At 45.2% G+C, this 17,028-nt stretch carries 8 protein-coding genes; all 8 read left to right on the top strand.

The window, feature by feature from the left end:
- The first annotated feature begins 46 nt into the window (after positions 1-46).
- Positions 47-757, top strand: coding sequence for a YARHG domain-containing protein (locus ABE547_RS04310; protein WP_347377594.1), 711 nt, complete (start codon positions 47-49; stop codon positions 755-757).
- A 27-nt stretch (positions 758-784) separates the two neighbouring features.
- Positions 785-1,699 (top strand): serine hydrolase, encoded by a 915-nt coding sequence (locus ABE547_RS04305; RefSeq protein ID WP_347377593.1) that lies wholly within the window; start codon positions 785-787, stop codon positions 1,697-1,699.
- Entirely contained in the window at positions 1,696-2,529 is an 834-nt protein-coding gene (locus ABE547_RS04300) for an N-acetylmuramoyl-L-alanine amidase (RefSeq protein WP_347377592.1), read from the top strand. Before ABE547_RS04305 ends, ABE547_RS04300 begins: the two co-directional genes overlap by 4 nt.
- Positions 2,530-2,865: 336 nt before the next feature.
- Complete coding sequence (locus ABE547_RS04295; RefSeq protein ID WP_347377591.1) at positions 2,866-4,989, top strand: hypothetical protein; 2,124 nt, start codon at positions 2,866-2,868, stop codon at positions 4,987-4,989.
- Positions 4,990-5,106: 117 nt separating this feature from the next.
- On the top strand, positions 5,107-7,302 hold the full coding sequence (locus ABE547_RS04290; protein ID WP_347377590.1) for a hypothetical protein: 2,196 nt from the start codon (positions 5,107-5,109) through the stop codon (positions 7,300-7,302).
- Between the two features lie 28 nt (positions 7,303-7,330).
- Positions 7,331-10,738, top strand: a complete 3,408-nt coding sequence (locus ABE547_RS04285; RefSeq protein WP_347377589.1) for a tubulin-like doman-containing protein — start codon at positions 7,331-7,333, stop codon at positions 10,736-10,738.
- A 28-nt stretch (positions 10,739-10,766) separates the two neighbouring features.
- The gene (locus ABE547_RS04280) at positions 10,767-12,803 is read left to right on the top strand and encodes a hypothetical protein (RefSeq protein WP_347377588.1); all 2,037 of its coding nucleotides are present in this window, start codon (positions 10,767-10,769) and stop codon (positions 12,801-12,803) included.
- Entirely contained in the window at positions 12,800-17,020 is a 4,221-nt protein-coding gene (locus ABE547_RS04275) for a hypothetical protein (RefSeq protein WP_347377587.1), read from the top strand. Before ABE547_RS04280 ends, ABE547_RS04275 begins: the two co-directional genes overlap by 4 nt.
- Positions 17,021-17,028 lie beyond the last annotated feature (8 nt).

The raw sequence follows: 17,028 nt of genomic DNA, 5'->3' as shown, positions 1-17,028 counted from the left end.
AATCACAATATATCATGTGTCAGGTGTTTTATGAGGAGGAATGGATATGAGATGTACACAATGTGGAAAAGAGATGCCGGACGGCGCGAGATTCTGTACGAACTGTGGTGCGCAGATGAACCAGAATATGTATGATCAAAACACATATAACCAGAATACATATGATCAGAATCCGCCGGAACAGAATCTTTCTCCGATTCAGAAACTGAAGAAGGAATGGAAGGATCTGTATACGGTGGTTGCAATCGTTGTAGTTCTTCTGGTTGCTGCATTGATCGGTCTGGCGGTAAAGAAGATGAATGAACCAAAGAACACGAAGGAACTGGATGAGATACAGGCGATTCTGGATGAGGAAGACGAAGAGGAAGAGCCGAAAGAGGATGTGATGGAAGAGGAGACGGAAGAGGAAGAAATTGTGGAAGAGGAACCGGAGGTGCAGAGCCTTCTGGAGCAGGATTATATTCTTCCGAACAGTAATGCGACTTATCTGACACAGGCAGATCTTGCCGGAATGACGATACAGGAGATCAATTATGCCAAAAATGAGATCTATGCAAGACATGGAAGGCGGTTCAAGTCTCAGGAACTGACGAACTATTTCACTTCCAAATCCTGGTATCAGGGAACCTATGATCCGGATGATTTTGATGCGAATTACAGTGCTTCCGTGCTGAATGACTATGAGAAGAAGAATGCCGAACTGCTGCGTCAGGTGGAGTTCTCCATGAATCCAAACGGTTATCAGCTGGATCAGTAAGAGACAGACATATCAGGGGAGTTAAGTATGAAAAGGTATCTTGTAGGAATATTATGTGTGCTTATAGCGGTCGGAGGAGTCGGATGCGGTGCATCCGGATCCGGCGATGAGGATGCAGGAAAGAAGACGGAAAAACTGGTGATCGATACGCAGGAAGAGACAGAAGATTCGGCGGAGGAAACGACGAAAGAGCCGGAGTCTTCCGGGAAGCAGATGACAGATCTGGAACAAAAGATCACAGAGCTTTTAAATCCGTTGGCAGGAAAGGGAGATACGGCGGTATATATAGAAAAACCGGCGACCGGAGAATATGCATCGGTTTCGTCGCATCAGATGCAGGCGGCAAGTCTGATCAAGTTGTATATCGCCGGTTGCGTATACGAGAATTATGAGGAACTCTGTGCAAACGGGGTGAATGAAACACAGATCAGCAGTCTGATGCAGTCTATGATCACAGTAAGTGATAACGATGCTGCAAATCAGCTGGTAACGTATCTGGGGAAAGGAGACGGAGCTGCGGGGCGAGAAAAGGTAAATGCCTATTGTCAGTCCCACGGTTATGCAGAGTCGCATATGGGACGCATGCTTCTGGCGTCCAATGCCCAGGATGATAATTATACTTCTGTTGCGGACTGCGGAAAATTTCTGACGGATGTTTATCAGAATCAGATTGCCGGAGCTTCTCAGATTGTGGAATATATGAAGCAGCAGCAGCGTACCACGAAGATTCCGGCAGGCGTTCCCGCGGACGTTGTTGTAGCCAATAAGACCGGGGAGCTGGCGGATGTGGAAAATGATGTTGCAATCGTGTATCTGGAACAGCAGCCATACATTATCTGTATCATGACGCAGGGACTGTCAGATGTTTCAACAGCAAGACAGGTGATCGTCAACGTATCCGATGGTGTATATCAATATATGAAAGGCGGTGGGCAGTCATGAGAAAAAAATCTGCACGATATATTATGGTCATCTGTGTACTGGGAGCTGCGTTGTTCCTTGCTGCCTGTGGAAAGAAAGAGACAGAGCCGGAAGAGGATAAGGAGAGTACACAGGAGACAGCAGAAGAACTGGAAATCCAGGAAGAAGAACAGGAGACAGAAGAGGAAGAGCCCGGGGAGAGTGAAAAAAATCAGACAGAAGTCAAGGGAATCGTGGTGATTGATGCGGGTCATCAGAGTCAGGGGAATAATGAACAGGAACCGGTGGGACCGGGTGCGTCCGAGACGAAGGCGAAAGTAAGCAGTGGGACTTCAGGCGTAGCAACAGGTGTGCCGGAATATGAACTGAATCTGCAGGTGGCATTGAAGCTGAAGACGGAGCTGGAGAAGCGTTCTTACCAGGTCATCATGATCCGCGAGATGAATGAGGTGAATATATCCAATGCCGAGCGGGCAACAGTTGCCAATGAGGCCGGTGCAGATGTATTCGTCAGGATCCATGCCAATGGATCCGATGATCACAGTGTAAATGGAGCGATGACAATCTGCCAGACGCCGTCCAACCCATACAACGGAGCACTGTATGAGAAGAGTCATGCTCTGGCTGAGTGCGTACTGGAGGAATATGTTGCCGTGACCGGAGCAAGAAAAGAATATGTCTGGGAGACGGATTCCATGAGTGGAATCAACTGGGCGCAGGTTCCGTGTACGATTGTCGAGATGGGATATATGACCAATCCGGATGAAGATCAGAGGATGGCATCCGAGGACTATCAGAATCTGATCGTGACCGGAATTGCCAACGGAATCGACCGGTATATGACATTATAAAGTAACAATAACGTGTAATAAGGGACTGGAGCAAATATTGATGTGCTCATTTCGAAGTATATAATTTCCATAAGAACGCCTCGACGCTTACTCGCTTACCTCGGCTTTTCTTATGGAAATTATATATTCAGAATGATGACTCTATATTTTGCTCCAGTCCTTTATTTGCCACGGAACGCTGCATCAATATTGTATTTATGATATTCTGGCTAAGAGAAGATTTGCGATTCTTGTAATTTATGCGAGTTGGCAGTAATTACTTACAATTGCACCTTTTTGTTTAGATAAATGTGTTATAATAGCGACACTATAGTTGCATGAAATGGAGAAAATATTATGAAGAAGAAGAACCGTATTCGTGAGTGGCTGAGTGTACAGATTGCCAAGAGGCCGGCAACTGTGATTCTGGCAGCTATTTTCCTGCTCAATATCTGCTTTTTTATGATCGCTGCGGTGGTGATATCGAATCTTGCACCGGAGACACTGGAAAACAGAGGGTTTGGGGCATCTGTCTATTATACGATATCGATGATTCTGGACGCGGGATGTATCGGACTTGTCGTTGAAGATGTGGGAAAAGCCAATGTCTCCATCATCATTGCGTGTATTGTAGTCGCGGTTATCGGAATGATCACCTTTACCGGTGCAGTCATCGGTTATATTACCAATTATATTTCTGACTTCATCAACAGTGCCAATAAAGGTGAGAATAAGCTGTATGTTTCCAATCATATTGTGATCCTGAACTGGAATTCCAGAGCATCGGAGATTATCAATGATCTTCTCTACAGCGGACATCCGGAAAAAGTGGTCGTGCTGGTGGAGGATGGAAGAGAAGTCATTGAAAAAGAGATTGAAGAGCGCATCATGGCGACTCTGGAAAAGGAACGGAGTGATCTGCGCAGGGCCTGTGAGAAGATGGGCTGGATCAGAGGCAGAAGCTATTATCGGAAACATATGCTTCGAAACAGGATTACGGTGATTGTGCGGGAAGGGGATACATTTTCGGTGAAGAAGCTCAATGATATCTCCATCAGCAGAGCGCGGGCGGTGATTATTCTGGGAAAGACGTTTCAGAATAAATTGTGTAAGTACGATGTGCAGAAAGACATGGACCGATACCGTAAGGGCAATTCGCATACGGTAAAGACGCTGATTCAGGTGGCGGAGATGACGGGGAGCGCAGATTCGGCAGACAATCAGAAAGTTGTGGTAGAAGTGGAGGATGAATGGACTCTGGAGCTTGCGGGCAGAGTCATCCATCATAAAGAACAACTGGAAAAATGTAATATCGTGCCGATTGCCGTGAATAGAATTCTGGGCCAGATCTTGTCTCAGTTTGCGATCATGCCGGAATTGAATCTGGTGTACGGAGAGCTGTTTTCGAATAAGGGCGCTGCTTTTTTCAGCAGAAAATGTGACAGCCAGATAGAGGATATCGCTTACATTAACGAGTATATGAAAGAACATATGCATGCGATTCCGTTGACCTGTATGGATGGAAAAGAAGGAACGGAGTTCTACTACATTGCAGAAAAGGAAAAAGATCTGGATGATGTATCTGTCTGTGATACAGGAGAGTATCGGGTGAAGGTCAATCCGGATTACTGGCTGGAGAAGCGAAATATTATTATTCTCGGACATAACAGTAAGAGCGAGGCTGTCATGGAAGGATTCAACGCATTCCGTGCAGAATGGAACTATAAAGATCCGGAATGGATCCATGCAAACGGAGGACCTGAGATCCTGAATATCATGGTAATCGATGACGAAAAGAGTATGGAAAGAAATGGAGGATATCAGAAGTATCCGTATGTTAATCACAGGATTACGGCAGATGTATATGATAAACAGGCGATCTGTGATGCGGTCAATGAATTCGTGGACAACAGTGTCGGAGATACCAGTATTCTGATCCTGTCGGATGATCTGGTGGCAGTGGAAGAGCAGGATGCAAAAGCACTGACCTACCTGATCTATGTGCAGGATATCATCGCAGAACGGGTTGAGAAGAATCCGGATTTCGACAGAGAAAGTATCGATGTCATAGTTGAGATACTGAATCCAAAGAATTATGATATTGTGCGAAGCTACAGTATTAACAATATCGTTATCAGTAACCGGTATATCAGCAAGATGGTGACACAGATCGGAGAAAAAGAGGCAATCTTTAATTTTTACAGTGATATCCTGACCTATGATGAAGAGGGCGGTACCATATATGAAAGTAAAGAACTGTATGTAAAGAAGGTGAAGGATTTCTTTCTGGAAACACCGAAGCCATGCACTGCGGCGCAGCTGATCCGGGCAACCTACCAGGCATCCGGGGATGATAACAAGTCTATCATCTTCGGTTATGTACGCCAGGGAGGAGAACTGGTGATATTCTCCGGTGACCAGGAGGAGATCTGGGTGGAACTGAAGGATACTGATAAAATTATTCTGTTTAGTAATCATTAAGTAGTTGTAGAATATTTAGAAATAGTTTATAATTATTTTATGTGTTTTATACATTTTATACAATCGTGTGAGTATTATACAATTATTTTGGAATTTTTTATGAGGGTGGAGCAAAAGATGAAACGAATATTTTCAAAAGTTCTTAGTATTGTCATGGCTGTTGTTATGCTTGCCGGTATCGGATTTACCTCACAGGCGGAGAATACAAAGCAGGGCAAGACCAGAGCGATCTATGTAGTATTTGATAACTCCGGAAGTATGTATGGACCGGGGAATATGGCGTGGTCGCAGGCTACCTATGCAATGGAAGTATTTTCGGCGATGATGAATTTTGACAGTGGAGATGTGATGAAAATCTTTCCGATGCACGAAGTGACTACAGGTGGAAATAACGGGACAGACAGGACGTCTTCTATTACAATTCAATCCATTTCGGATATTGCTCAGATTCACAATATGTATACGCCTAGTCCTAAGGGAACTCCTTATACACAGGTAAATACAGCGGCCAATGAGCTTGCGGCTCTGATGGACGGAGGAGTGGTGAAAGAAGGCTGGCTCGTTGTACTGACAGACGGAGACTTTGACAGTGATGTACCTGCTGCAGGCCTGCAGGCGGATCTGGAGCAGAAGGCACAGCTGCGGGAAAATATGTATGTACAGTATCTGGCAATGGGAAGTGAGATCAAGAACGTGCCGGACGGCAATGAAGATCTGGGCTTTTACGCGCAGAAGGCAGGAGACAGTTCTGCGGTAATCAATGAACTTGCAGTGGTGAGCAATCGTATCTTTAAGCGAAATGAATATCAGGGATATAAAGAGGGACAGAGTATTGAGCTTGATATTCCGCTCAGTAAACTGATCGTGTTCGCGCAGGGCAGTCAGGTGAATATCAAGGGGCTTCAGAATAAAGAGGGCAGTGAAGTCAATATGGAGAGCTGCTATGAAGTGTCGTGCAGCAGTACAGATGGAGCAGGACTTACTTCTTATGTTACACAGACGCCAACAAAAGATACTTCATTAAAAGGTGCAGTTGCTGTTTTCTCAGATCCTTCTTCCATTATGGAAGGAAGTTATACGCTGGATGTGGAAGGAGCGGATTCCATTCAGATCTACTATGAGCCGAATGTAAAATTCGGCATGGAGCTTATCCGCGGAGATAAGAGTGTAGATGGGGATACCATTGAGGGCGGACAGTATAAAGTGCAGGTTGGATTTGTGAATCAGCTGTCCGGAAAGTTCATTAAGGATTCGAAGCTTCTGGGAGAACCGCAGTATAAGCTTGTTGTAAACGGAGAAGAATACGGGCTCGGAGGAGGAAAAGGGTCCACACAGTCGGTTGAGATCGAGGTGGATGGAGATACCCTGGAGCTTGGAGCAGATGTGGTCTATCTGAATGATTATACGGATCATATGGAAAAGTCTTATACGGTATGTACGCTGGATATGGAAGTGAAGGCGCCGTCCTCTGTGGCACTCAAGGCGATTGCAGACGATCCGGAAGAGATACAGATCAAGGCGATGAAAAACGGAGAGCCGCTGACGGAGGAACAGTGGAAGCAGGCAGAGGTCGATATCAGCAGCAAAGACAGTGAAGGCAATGAATTCCCGATTGAGTGGGAGATCAGTCAGGGCAGTGAGGTGTCAACCTGGCTGGCAACTCCAAAGTATAAAAACGGAGACATGTTTGATACAGGAACCGGAAAGGCGGATATTACCGTCAGCGTATCGACTGAGATTGACGGTGACAACTATGGAAAATCACAGACGGTTTCCATGGAGATCAAGGATGACAGAGGTCCGATTGATTATCTGAAGAAGTACTGGAAGCAGATTACGATCTGTCTGTTGATTCTGATCTTGCTGCTGGGATATGTACCGCCGTTTAAAAAACGGTTCCCGAGAAAGATGAAACGTCGTCCGACTATAGAGTGTACGGCGGAGAAGATCGGCATCCGTGATACGATGGTAAAGGGAAATTTTGAGAAGAATATGTTGTCGGTGATTCTTCCGTACAAAGCAGAGGTCGGAAGACTTACATTTTCACCGGCTCCGGTGAAGAAGACGGCACGGTTAAAGGCAGCCGGAGGTGGCGGAATGTGGATCCTCAATACGACGGCATTTGCAGGAAAAGAAGATACTACATTCAACGGAATGACGATCCAGGAGAATTACAAGGGCCACTATCGGATCTCGGCAAGTACGATCATTGTGGTATCGACTCCGGAATTTACATATACCTGTATTCCAAATGTACAGAGAACGGCAGATGGATCGATCAAAAAGAGTAAAGGGAAAAAGAAGAAAAAATAAAAGATATACTTAGTGAGGAGGAAATGACATGATTGCACCAACATTATTAGTGGGACTGGGAGGAACCGGATCAAAAATTGTATGCCGTGTATCGAAGATGGTTACGGAAGAACAGAGAAAGCGGATCGGGTTCGCTGTATTTGACACGGATATCAATGAACTTCGGGAGATTCGTGAAGAAAATCCGTATATTAAGACGATACAGACTTCTACCAAGCTGACGGTAGGAGAGTATCTGAATATTGATACACATGCAAGAGATACATGGTTTCCGGTAAACGGAATTCTGAACAGTAAGTCTCTTACAGAAGGAGCAGGACAGGTAAGAGCCATCTCCAGACTTGCCCTGGATACTGCGATTCGTGCCGGTAATATGGAACCGCTCCACAAGGCAATTGAAGAACTTTACAAACTGGAAGGAGACTCCGGTGAACAGGCACTCCGTGTTGTTATCGTAAGTTCACTTGCAGGAGGAACCGGATCCGGTCTGATTCTTCCGGTCGCTCTGTACCTGAAGAATTATCTGGCAACGAAGTTCCAGGCAAGTGCGAATATTACCAGAGGTTTCTTTATTCTTCCGGAAGTATTCTATGAAGTAATCCGCGGGCAGACCGAGAGAAACAATCTGAGATGTAATGCTTATGCAGCGCTTCGTGAGCTGGATGCATTCTTGATGAAGGGTGATAAGACACTGCCGGAAAAATATGAAAACAGTGTGCGCGTGGAATTTCCACGGGTAGGCTCTGCCGAAGTAGAAGAATACGATGTCAGACCATATGATTTCTGCTTCCTGTTTGATGCGCAGAATACAGAAGGCAAGAAGCTGAACAGCTTTAACCAGTATCTGGATCATGCGGCCAACTGTATCTATTCACAGTCCATTGGCCCAATGAATAAGAGAAGCAACTCTTCTGAGGATAATACGATCCGTGAACTGTGTGCACAGAGAGGCCGCAACCGTTATGCCGGTGCAGGATCTGCGATGCTGATCTATCCGACGGATGACGTGAAGGAGTATATTGCGCTGAACTGGGCAAAGGAATGTGTATCCAAGCAGTGGCTGGTATTTGATGATATGTACAGGGAAAAATGTCTGGCCAATTCAGAGATGCGTGCACAGGGATTCCATGTGCGTGATATTGATGCATCTGTAGATTACATTGAGTCGATCAATCAGCTGGCAAAGCAGAAGGATCCATTTGCCAAGGCCATTGAGGAAGCGTGTACCATCTATGATGACGGTGGCTATAAAAAGGTTGGTGACAAGTGGTCTGAGTACGTAGATCAGCTTAAGAAATTTGTAAAAGCAAGTACGACGACCGGACAGATGGATCTGGATTCCCAGAAGAGACAGGCAATCGGTCTGATCAATGATATTGAGGTGGGAAAGAAGGAGACGGCAGAAGATCTGCAGACAGCGTTTGGAGAAGTAGAAAAATACAAAGATATGGTGATGAAGCGCAGCGAGGATTCAGGAAGAACGATTGCCTATACGATCTTCAAGGCAAAGAATGATTCTGCGACCAAAGACAGACTGCCACACCAGATGGAGACATACTTAAGAGATCAGCACGGTGCATTTGTTCACCCGAATGCAGTCAGATATTTCCTGTATCAGGCGCTGGAACTTATGAAGCAGGAAAAGGTGCTCGTAGACAAAGAGAATAAGAAGAAAGAAAAATTCTTTGAAGATTTTTATAACATTTTTGATGATCCGAAGAGTGATGAAGTAGAGACTGTGGATCAGCTGACAGAGAGAAAACTTGACAAGAAGACGCAGCAGGAGATGAAGGATCAGTTCCGCTTCTACTTAAGTGAAGTGGACAAGTACAGAACCAGCAGCGTTCTTGCAGAGGTATTCCGTGAGGGTATTGACTATATCACCAGTCTCTGTGATGCATTCCAGACATTCTATGCTTCTTTTGAAGACAGAATCGGAAAACTGGATCGAAGAATCAGTTCTCTCCTGAAGAAATACGGCAATACAGCCGGCAAGACCACCCGATATGTCTGCGCTTCTCCGAATTGCTTTGCACGACTGTTAAAGGAGATGCCATATACCGGCAATACCATTACGATTGACAAAGAACTGGCAGAAAGCATCTATGCAAAAGTGCGCAGTTATTCCATGATGAAGGAAAAACCGGAGAACGGCGGCTATTTTGAAGAGTTGTTTGAAGACGGTATCATCGGCTATTTTGAAGATTCTCTGATGGAGATCTATGGAAGTACGGTGAATATGGACGTTCTTTCTGCACTGGAGAGAGAAGCAAAATATGAGGCAAATGAGTATGATTACGGACGGATCGAGCAGTATGTACGCCGTGTGATCGCAGAGACCAGAAATCTGTCGAACCCGTTCATCGAGCGTCCGCTTGGAGAACAGAGAGAACCAATTGCCGCATGTACATACAGCAAACAGCTGGATCCGAAGGATGATTCACCGAGATCTATGCTGATTGCTCAGGAACTGGGTAATTACGGTGGTAATCCGGATGAGGATATTCCGCTGAATATGATCATGTTCTATCAGGCTATCTACGGACTCCGTGCGAATGGATTATCCAAGTTCTCACCGGGAAGTGAAGCAGATGGAAGATGCGAAGGCGAGTATTACAAAGCATATTATGAACTGGTGAACCAGATTAAGCCGAAGTCCGATAAGACACCGGTCATCACTCCGCACATTGACCGTAACTGGCATATTGTTACCTGTCTGCCGGATCTGGACGATGAGAATCAGGAACGTCAGGAGAGAAGGATTTACCGTGCATTTATTCTGGGTCTGATCTTCAATCTGATCAGCTACAGAAAGATTGCAGAGGGCAAGTATCTGTACAGATTACAGCTGAATGGCATCGAGACAGAAGAATTTGTAGTGTCCAACGGTACACCTTGTGACCATTATTATGAGGTTCTGGACGCACTGATCATCAATCCGGTTGTGGTCAGAACGATCATCAGCTATATGGATAAGAAGTTTGCGGCAGAGAAAAACAGTGCAGGAAAGATCACACTGGAGACCAGTCTTCTCATGAAGAATCTTGGCAAATTAAAGAGTGATGAATTTAAGAAGGATCACCTGTCCGTCTTTGATCTTGCGCTTCTGCTTAAGGTATCTACTCCGGCTGCAGAATTTGATAAGAAGGTCGGCAAGGACATCATGAAAGAGACGCTTCAGATGATTTACGATTATATGAAGACGATCGTTCTGGGAGATGATCTTGACTGGGTATACGGCAACTTCGTATATGAACAGATCCAGTTGTTTGATAAAAATGTAGACTGGTATTTTGCAAACTGGAGAGATAATTTCAGCGATTATGTAGATGACCTGATGCAGATCGCAGCAAATGAACTTGAGAATAAAGGACAGGATGACCTTTGTGAAAAGATGCAGGTGCTGATTGAGGCTGCCAGAGAAAGAAGAGAGTAATTAGCTGATAATAAAGGCGGTGAAAGTAATGCATACAGTAATTATACTGAGTAAGCACTCATCGGATCTGCTGAGGGAGTTTCGATTTCTTTTTCAACCGTTCGTCAACAATGATACCATAAGTTTTTGTGATTGGAATGAGTCAGGAACAGATCTTTCTACATCTGTTCCCGACTTGTATAAGCTGATTAAGGGAAGAACAGAGTGGAGAGCTGTCATTATCAGTGCCGAGCCGGTATACGGGAAAAGGACCGGGCCGGTGCCGGATGAGAAGAATCCGTTTGATTTTCCGGGAGAGGTATCGGAAGATCCCATTCCGCGGGACAGTACGGTTCCTGTTATCCGACTGTCGCATATGATCTGCGGTTATCCTGCAGCCCCGGTCAGAAACTTTGAAGAGGGCTATGAGTATACAGATGAGATTACCGGGAAGACCTGCAGAGTGAGAGCATCGGAATTATCGAAAGAAGAGTTCTATTCGCTGTCAGAAACGTATAAGGACGGGCTCAGACCAATCTATTTGAAGGAAAAAGTATCAGAAGAGATTGAACAGACCAGAAAAGCACTGGAAGAGAAGTATTCTTTTACGGATGTACGTCCGCAGGAAGTATATCTGATCTCCATGCGCAGACATCCGGATGATGAAAATTATATATATGAATCGTGGAAATCACCGTTCGAGATCGAAAGTTCTGATTTTTGCCGCAGGAATAATTACCCTGGAATCTGTCGTTTTCTGTGTTACAGTATTACGAATCCGGAGAACAGCAGGTATGTGAAAGAGCTGACAGAATTCTGGCTGGCGGTTCTTTCGGTATCTGTGAATAAGATTCCGGCCAGTACACTGCAGGCTTATAAGCTGTACCGGCTGGGGGTAGATGTGTCAAAGGAAGAGTTGTCGGATCTGTTGAACAATCATCTGAATAAGATGGAGGCAGCTCTGACATTTGTTCAGCAGAGGCTTCGAATGAAGCCGGAAAATACCTTTGAGGAAGGCGCTGAAATCGTAGAAAAACAGCATATTCCGGTGATATTTTCGGAAAGCTCGGGAAAAGACCTGTATATTGACACGGGGCATGTCGGTCTGAGCAGGGATTATCCGAACGATGAGCTGGAATACTGGAATACACAGGTTCGGGAAAAGCAGGGAAGTGTGGATCGTTTCCTGAAGATGCCAAGACGTGCGATTGACAGGGCATCTTCGCATGTAAAAGGCCGCGCTGACAGTTTCTTTGAAGATGAATATGAACTGGACAGATTTCAGATTGAAGAGTTGCAGGATGAACTGGATATTCTGGAACTGGAACTGTTGACCAGCGATACACGCAGTGTGATCGATGAGCAGAGGATCCGAAAGGAGATGAAGAAGGTCGACAGTCAGGTGAAAAAAGACATTGCAGTGCGTATGCGAAGAAATGTTGTGATCAGCACAGGCGTTATCATCCTGCTGATCTACATGATTGGATATTTTCCTTATATTTTTAATTCGTTAAAGCTTGGAAAACAGCAGTTTTTTGCGTCTCTGGGACTTACTCTGGGAGCAACTGTCCTTGCATCGACCGGCGGAATTGCGGCACTGTTTCTGCTTCGGGGAAAGATCATTGCGAGTATGGAACGTTTTAATGATCTTATGAGAGAGCTGATTAACAGTGTGAACGGATCTGCCAAGAAATTTGAAGGATATTTTTCGACACTGTGTACTTACATGAAGGCACAGTCGATCTATGCAGGTCTGACAAAGAAAAATGATGCGGTTTCCGAGAGAACCTTAAGATTGAGAACACATAAACAGGCACTTAAAATGTCGATCGAGCGGGATGAGGAATTTGCTGCTGCATTCGGCGTAAAGCGAATTGCGGATTTTGAAAAAAATGTGACCCGTTTCTTTGATGAGGATAAGCTGCCAAAGGATAACAGACTCTATTATTATGAGCCGGATGGAGGAAAGTCCGAGATTCCACTGAATACGGCAGGCGATATGATTCGTCCGCCATATAAGTTTATCGCAGGTCTCGTGATTGAAAGAGAAGATCTGTACGAAGAAACGAAAGGAGAAGATTCATGACAGGGATATTACAGTTGATAAAAATCGTACTCTGTACGGCATCCTTCATCCTTCTCTGCACGGCTGCGTTGAAGATCAATCTGGATCAGACAGACAGGGCAAAGCAGTTTCTGATGCCGGTGGCAGCACTGGTGTATTGTGTGGTGGCGCTGATCTTTCTGAATCAAATGTATCATTCGGTGATACGTATGATCAATTTTATCGGGGGTGTGGTTCCGTTTATCAGCCGGATGAACCTGCAGAAATATCTGGTCTATATAGTGAATGTGCTGATGGCGGCCGGATTTTTACTGGTTAAGGTGATCATTCTCCCGATTCTGAAACGGATATGGGGATCTTCGGAAGAACTGACGGAAGCTACATCCGGCAGGTGTTATGAGTACGATAAAGAACTGGACAGGTGGTTCGTAAAGCCGGAGTATGGACAGATTAAGTTTTACTGTAAAGGGATCTATTACACGGCAGTTGCCGTATCAAGTATTGTCTTTGTTCTGTCGCAGTATTATCCGAAAATGCCGGCTTTTCAGACAACTTTTTATCCGATCTTCGGATTGCTTGTTCTGGGGGAAGTGCTGTGCTTCCTGTCCGGGCTTACGAAAAGTGAATTTATTGAAGATATCCTGGGTGAAGATGAGGAGTCCTATAAAGTGGCTAACTACGGGCTGCTTCGGGATATATTAAAGAGCCTGTTCGGAGATCATGTGCTGTATGATTCTACAGTGGACAATGGACTTGGCGTGCCGGCTACATTTGAGACGCTTGAGGAGATGTGCGAGAGCAAGGATGCTGCGGTCGCAAATCTGGGACAGTACTTCCGCGCTCTGAGGGAAAGTGGAAAAGAGATTGAGCCGGGATATGTGAAGAGCTGTATTAAGCTCATGAAAGGGCAGAGTGTACTGTTCTGCAATCCATTTTACCGGGATCTGACAGACTATCTCATGCTTCCTATGACCAGACAGCTGATGAAAAATCGAAAAAGCCTGATCGTTATGGGCAGAGATTCGGCTGTTGAGGATGTGGTGCAGTGGCTGAATGAAGGGATTGTCGAACAGATCAATACAGACAGTCTGTGGAAAGTTGAGATTCTGGATCAGAATGCCACAGAGGCAGACATTGGAATTCTGAAGTTCAGTGATCTGTTTAACATTGATATACAGAAAAATAATACAGAATTTTTTGAAAAAGTAGGATTTGTATTCATCGTAGAACCATCAAAGCTTCTGGCGACCGGTCAGATGGGACTGAACCTTCTGATCGGCAGATTCGACCGGCAGGACAGTGTAGTCTATGCGGCCTGTGACAGAAACTGTGACGGACTGGTGGATGCGTTATCACATACCCTGCGGACCAATATTACGGAGGTGGAGGCGACGAGCCAGAGCGGATCCGTTACTTCGATTATGTGCTGGGATGCAGATGGTGAATATATGCATCACAGAATCTTTTCCAATGTATCCCGGTATATGGGTATCGGAACAGAGATCAATGCAGTGGCTATGAAATACCAGATCGCCAATACAAGATGGATCAGCGGTGAGAAGTTTCCGGTATTGGATATGAAATGGATCGCGGGACAGTATTATAAAAAAATCTGTGGATACGCAGACCTTCCCGTGAGTCAGGAGAGCTTTAACAAAGCCTTTCAGGTAGATTCGAATCTCTGGAGTCCGAAGACACAGGAGAATTCCTTTCTGGTTGTAGAAGATGAGTTCCTGAATCTGTTTGAGATGGTGCGTCTGTACGCAACAAGGGCAAAACAGCAGGGATTTATCAATGTGATTAGCGAGAATTATCTTCTTCGTGATTATATGTTTGAAAATGCACAGACATTTCTTACGGATCCGAAGGCAATTCCGACGATTGTAGCTGATTACACACGCTCGGAACGTAATACGGTACTGAAGCTTCTGATGCGGATGGCCGGAGAACAGGTCAGTGAAGATGAGATTGCAGAGACACTGATGGTCAGCGGTATTGAATTTGACGTAGATGCTCCGCTTGAAACGTTGAAAACGCTGATCTACAAGCATTGTGATATTGAGGAGATCAACATCAGGATTTATTTCCGTGATGAGCTTCTGGCAGACGGTCTGAGGACAGAGACAAAGAAATATTATGCAATTGAAGAGCAGACGGAGATTGCGGAATTTGTCCGTAATCTGAAGAATGCATATTATATTGCGGAAGATGAAAAAGGGGAGACTTATTATATCGGAGCGAAGCTTTATGGACATGTGTTCCAGGCGTTGATTCCCGGACAGTTCCTGACTTACGCGGGCAAATATTATGAGGTGCAGTCTATCACTCCGCGTAACGGCGTAGTAGTAAGAAGAGCTGCTGATCATATTACAGAGAGAAAGTATTACCGGCAGATTCGGCATATCACGGTTACAAACTGGAAAGATGATACAAGTGTCGGAGGACAGAAGACACTGGGAGATATCCGGATTCTGAAGGGATACTGTCAGGTGGAAGTTCTGACTGATGGTTATCTGGAAATGTCGGATTATCACGATCTGAAACACGGACGTCACGTCTATGTCAGCAGTATTCCGAAGCGTTCTTATCGCAATAAGCTCGTGATGAAAGTAGAATTCCCGGGGGCTTCTGATCAGATTCGTTATACGATTGCACTGATGATGAATGAGATATTCCGGACCACTTATCCGGATGCATACCCGTATATCTGCGCGGTAACTCCGTTTGGTATGGAAAATGAGATTCCAAAGAATCTGAAGTATGCAATGTATTCTATGGAAAGTGATTCTGACATTCCGGGAATCTATTTTGTAGAAGACAGTGAGATAGACCTTGGTCTGATCGCTTCCGTGGAAAGAAATCTGGAGAGATATTTCGAGATTATCTCGGAGCTTCTGAACTGGCATGAGGTTAAGATGCAGGAAAAACCGGAAAAAGAACCGGAAGGTGAATTCGTACCGGAATTTCCGCCGGAAGAAGAGAGACCGGAGAATCAGACAAAGAAAAAAGGCTTTTTCCGACGTATCCTGGAGAAGATAAAATCCTTCTTTAAGAGAAAACCGAAAGCGGAGAAACCAAAAGTAGAAGAACCAAAAGCGGAGGAGCCAGAGTCAGAGGAGCCAAAAGTGGAGGAGCCAAAGACGGAAGAGCCAAAAGAGGAAGAGCCAAAAGCGGAGGAGCCAAAAGCGGAGGAGCCAAAGGCGGAAGAGCCAAAAGTGGAGGAGCCAAAGACGGAAGAGCCAAAAGAGGAAGAGCCAAAAGCGGAGGAGATAAAAGAAGAACCGAAAGAAGATGAAGCGACAGAAAAAGTGGGAAGATCCATGAGCATGCGCGATGTCAGCCCAACAGAGAAGCTTGATATTGAAGGAGAGGATGAAGAACTGATGCCGCAGGAGAGTGAGCAGACAGAATATCAGAAGCATTGTTTCCTGAAATACGGATATGAAGAGGTCGACAGCTTCCTGGATCTGTCCGGAACCGCAGCCTATCTGGCTGCATACGGATATGACCGCAACCCGCTTCAGCAGGTGCGGGACAATGAGAAAGCTGCGGAAGAATATGCAAAAGCATACGATCCGAATAAGGCAGGCGCTCATTTCTGCGATTTCTGTGGTGTTGAACTTGCAGGTGGAGAGTATGAAGTGTTAAAAGACGGAAGAGAGCGTTGTAATCACTGTTCCTCTACGGCACTTCGTACTGGAGAGGACTTCAAAGAAGTGTTTAAGATGGTACTTCGCAATATGGAGATCTTCTATGGAATCAAGATCAATGCTGCAATCAAAGTACGTATGACGGATGCAAAGAGTATTGCGAAGCATTTTGGAGAAGAATTCGTTCCGACACCGGGTGTGGATGGAAGAACACTTGGATTTGCACAGAAGGATGCTTCCGGATACAGTCTGTATATTGAAAACGGTTCTCCGAGGCTGGCAGCAATGGCGACGATTGCCCATGAGTTGACACATATCTGGCAGTACCAGAACTGGGATGACAAGGCAATTATTGCGGCATATGGTCCACAGAACAGGTTGGAAGTATACGAAGGAATGGCAAAATGGGTCGAGATACAGTATCTGTTGTACCTGAATGAGACTGCTTACGGAAAACGGGAACAGATTCGGACGATGCTTCGGCAGGACGAGTACGGAAGAGGATTTATTCAATATCTGAAAAAGTATTCGCTGTCTTATCAGCAGGAAAGAAAACGCACTCCGTTCCAGGAATTTCCGCCGCTGTAAGAGGAGAA

This window comes from Dorea sp. YH-dor226 (assembly GCF_039832105.1).
Taxonomy (GTDB): Bacteria; Bacillota; Clostridia; order Lachnospirales; family Lachnospiraceae; genus Dorea_A.
The sequence above is the reverse complement of the archived record's forward strand: the minus strand, read 5'-3'. Positions and strand labels throughout refer to the sequence as shown.

Bases quoted from the DNA above. Each gene is read 5' to 3' on its own strand.
- ABE547_RS04310 (WP_347377594.1), top strand. From the start codon at position 47: ATGAGATGTACACAATGTGGAAAAGAGATGCCGGACGGCGCGAGATTC.
- ABE547_RS04305 (WP_347377593.1), top strand. From the start codon at position 785: ATGAAAAGGTATCTTGTAGGAATATTATGTGTGCTTATAGCGGTCGGA.
- ABE547_RS04280 (WP_347377588.1), top strand. From the start codon at position 10,767: ATGCATACAGTAATTATACTGAGTAAGCACTCATCGGATCTGCTGAGG.
- ABE547_RS04295 (WP_347377591.1), top strand. From the start codon at position 2,866: ATGAAGAAGAAGAACCGTATTCGTGAGTGGCTGAGTGTACAGATTGCC.
- ABE547_RS04300 (WP_347377592.1), top strand. From the start codon at position 1,696: ATGAGAAAAAAATCTGCACGATATATTATGGTCATCTGTGTACTGGGA.
- ABE547_RS04290 (WP_347377590.1), top strand. From the start codon at position 5,107: ATGAAACGAATATTTTCAAAAGTTCTTAGTATTGTCATGGCTGTTGTT.
- ABE547_RS04275 (WP_347377587.1), top strand. From the start codon at position 12,800: ATGACAGGGATATTACAGTTGATAAAAATCGTACTCTGTACGGCATCC.
- ABE547_RS04285 (WP_347377589.1), top strand. From the start codon at position 7,331: ATGATTGCACCAACATTATTAGTGGGACTGGGAGGAACCGGATCAAAA.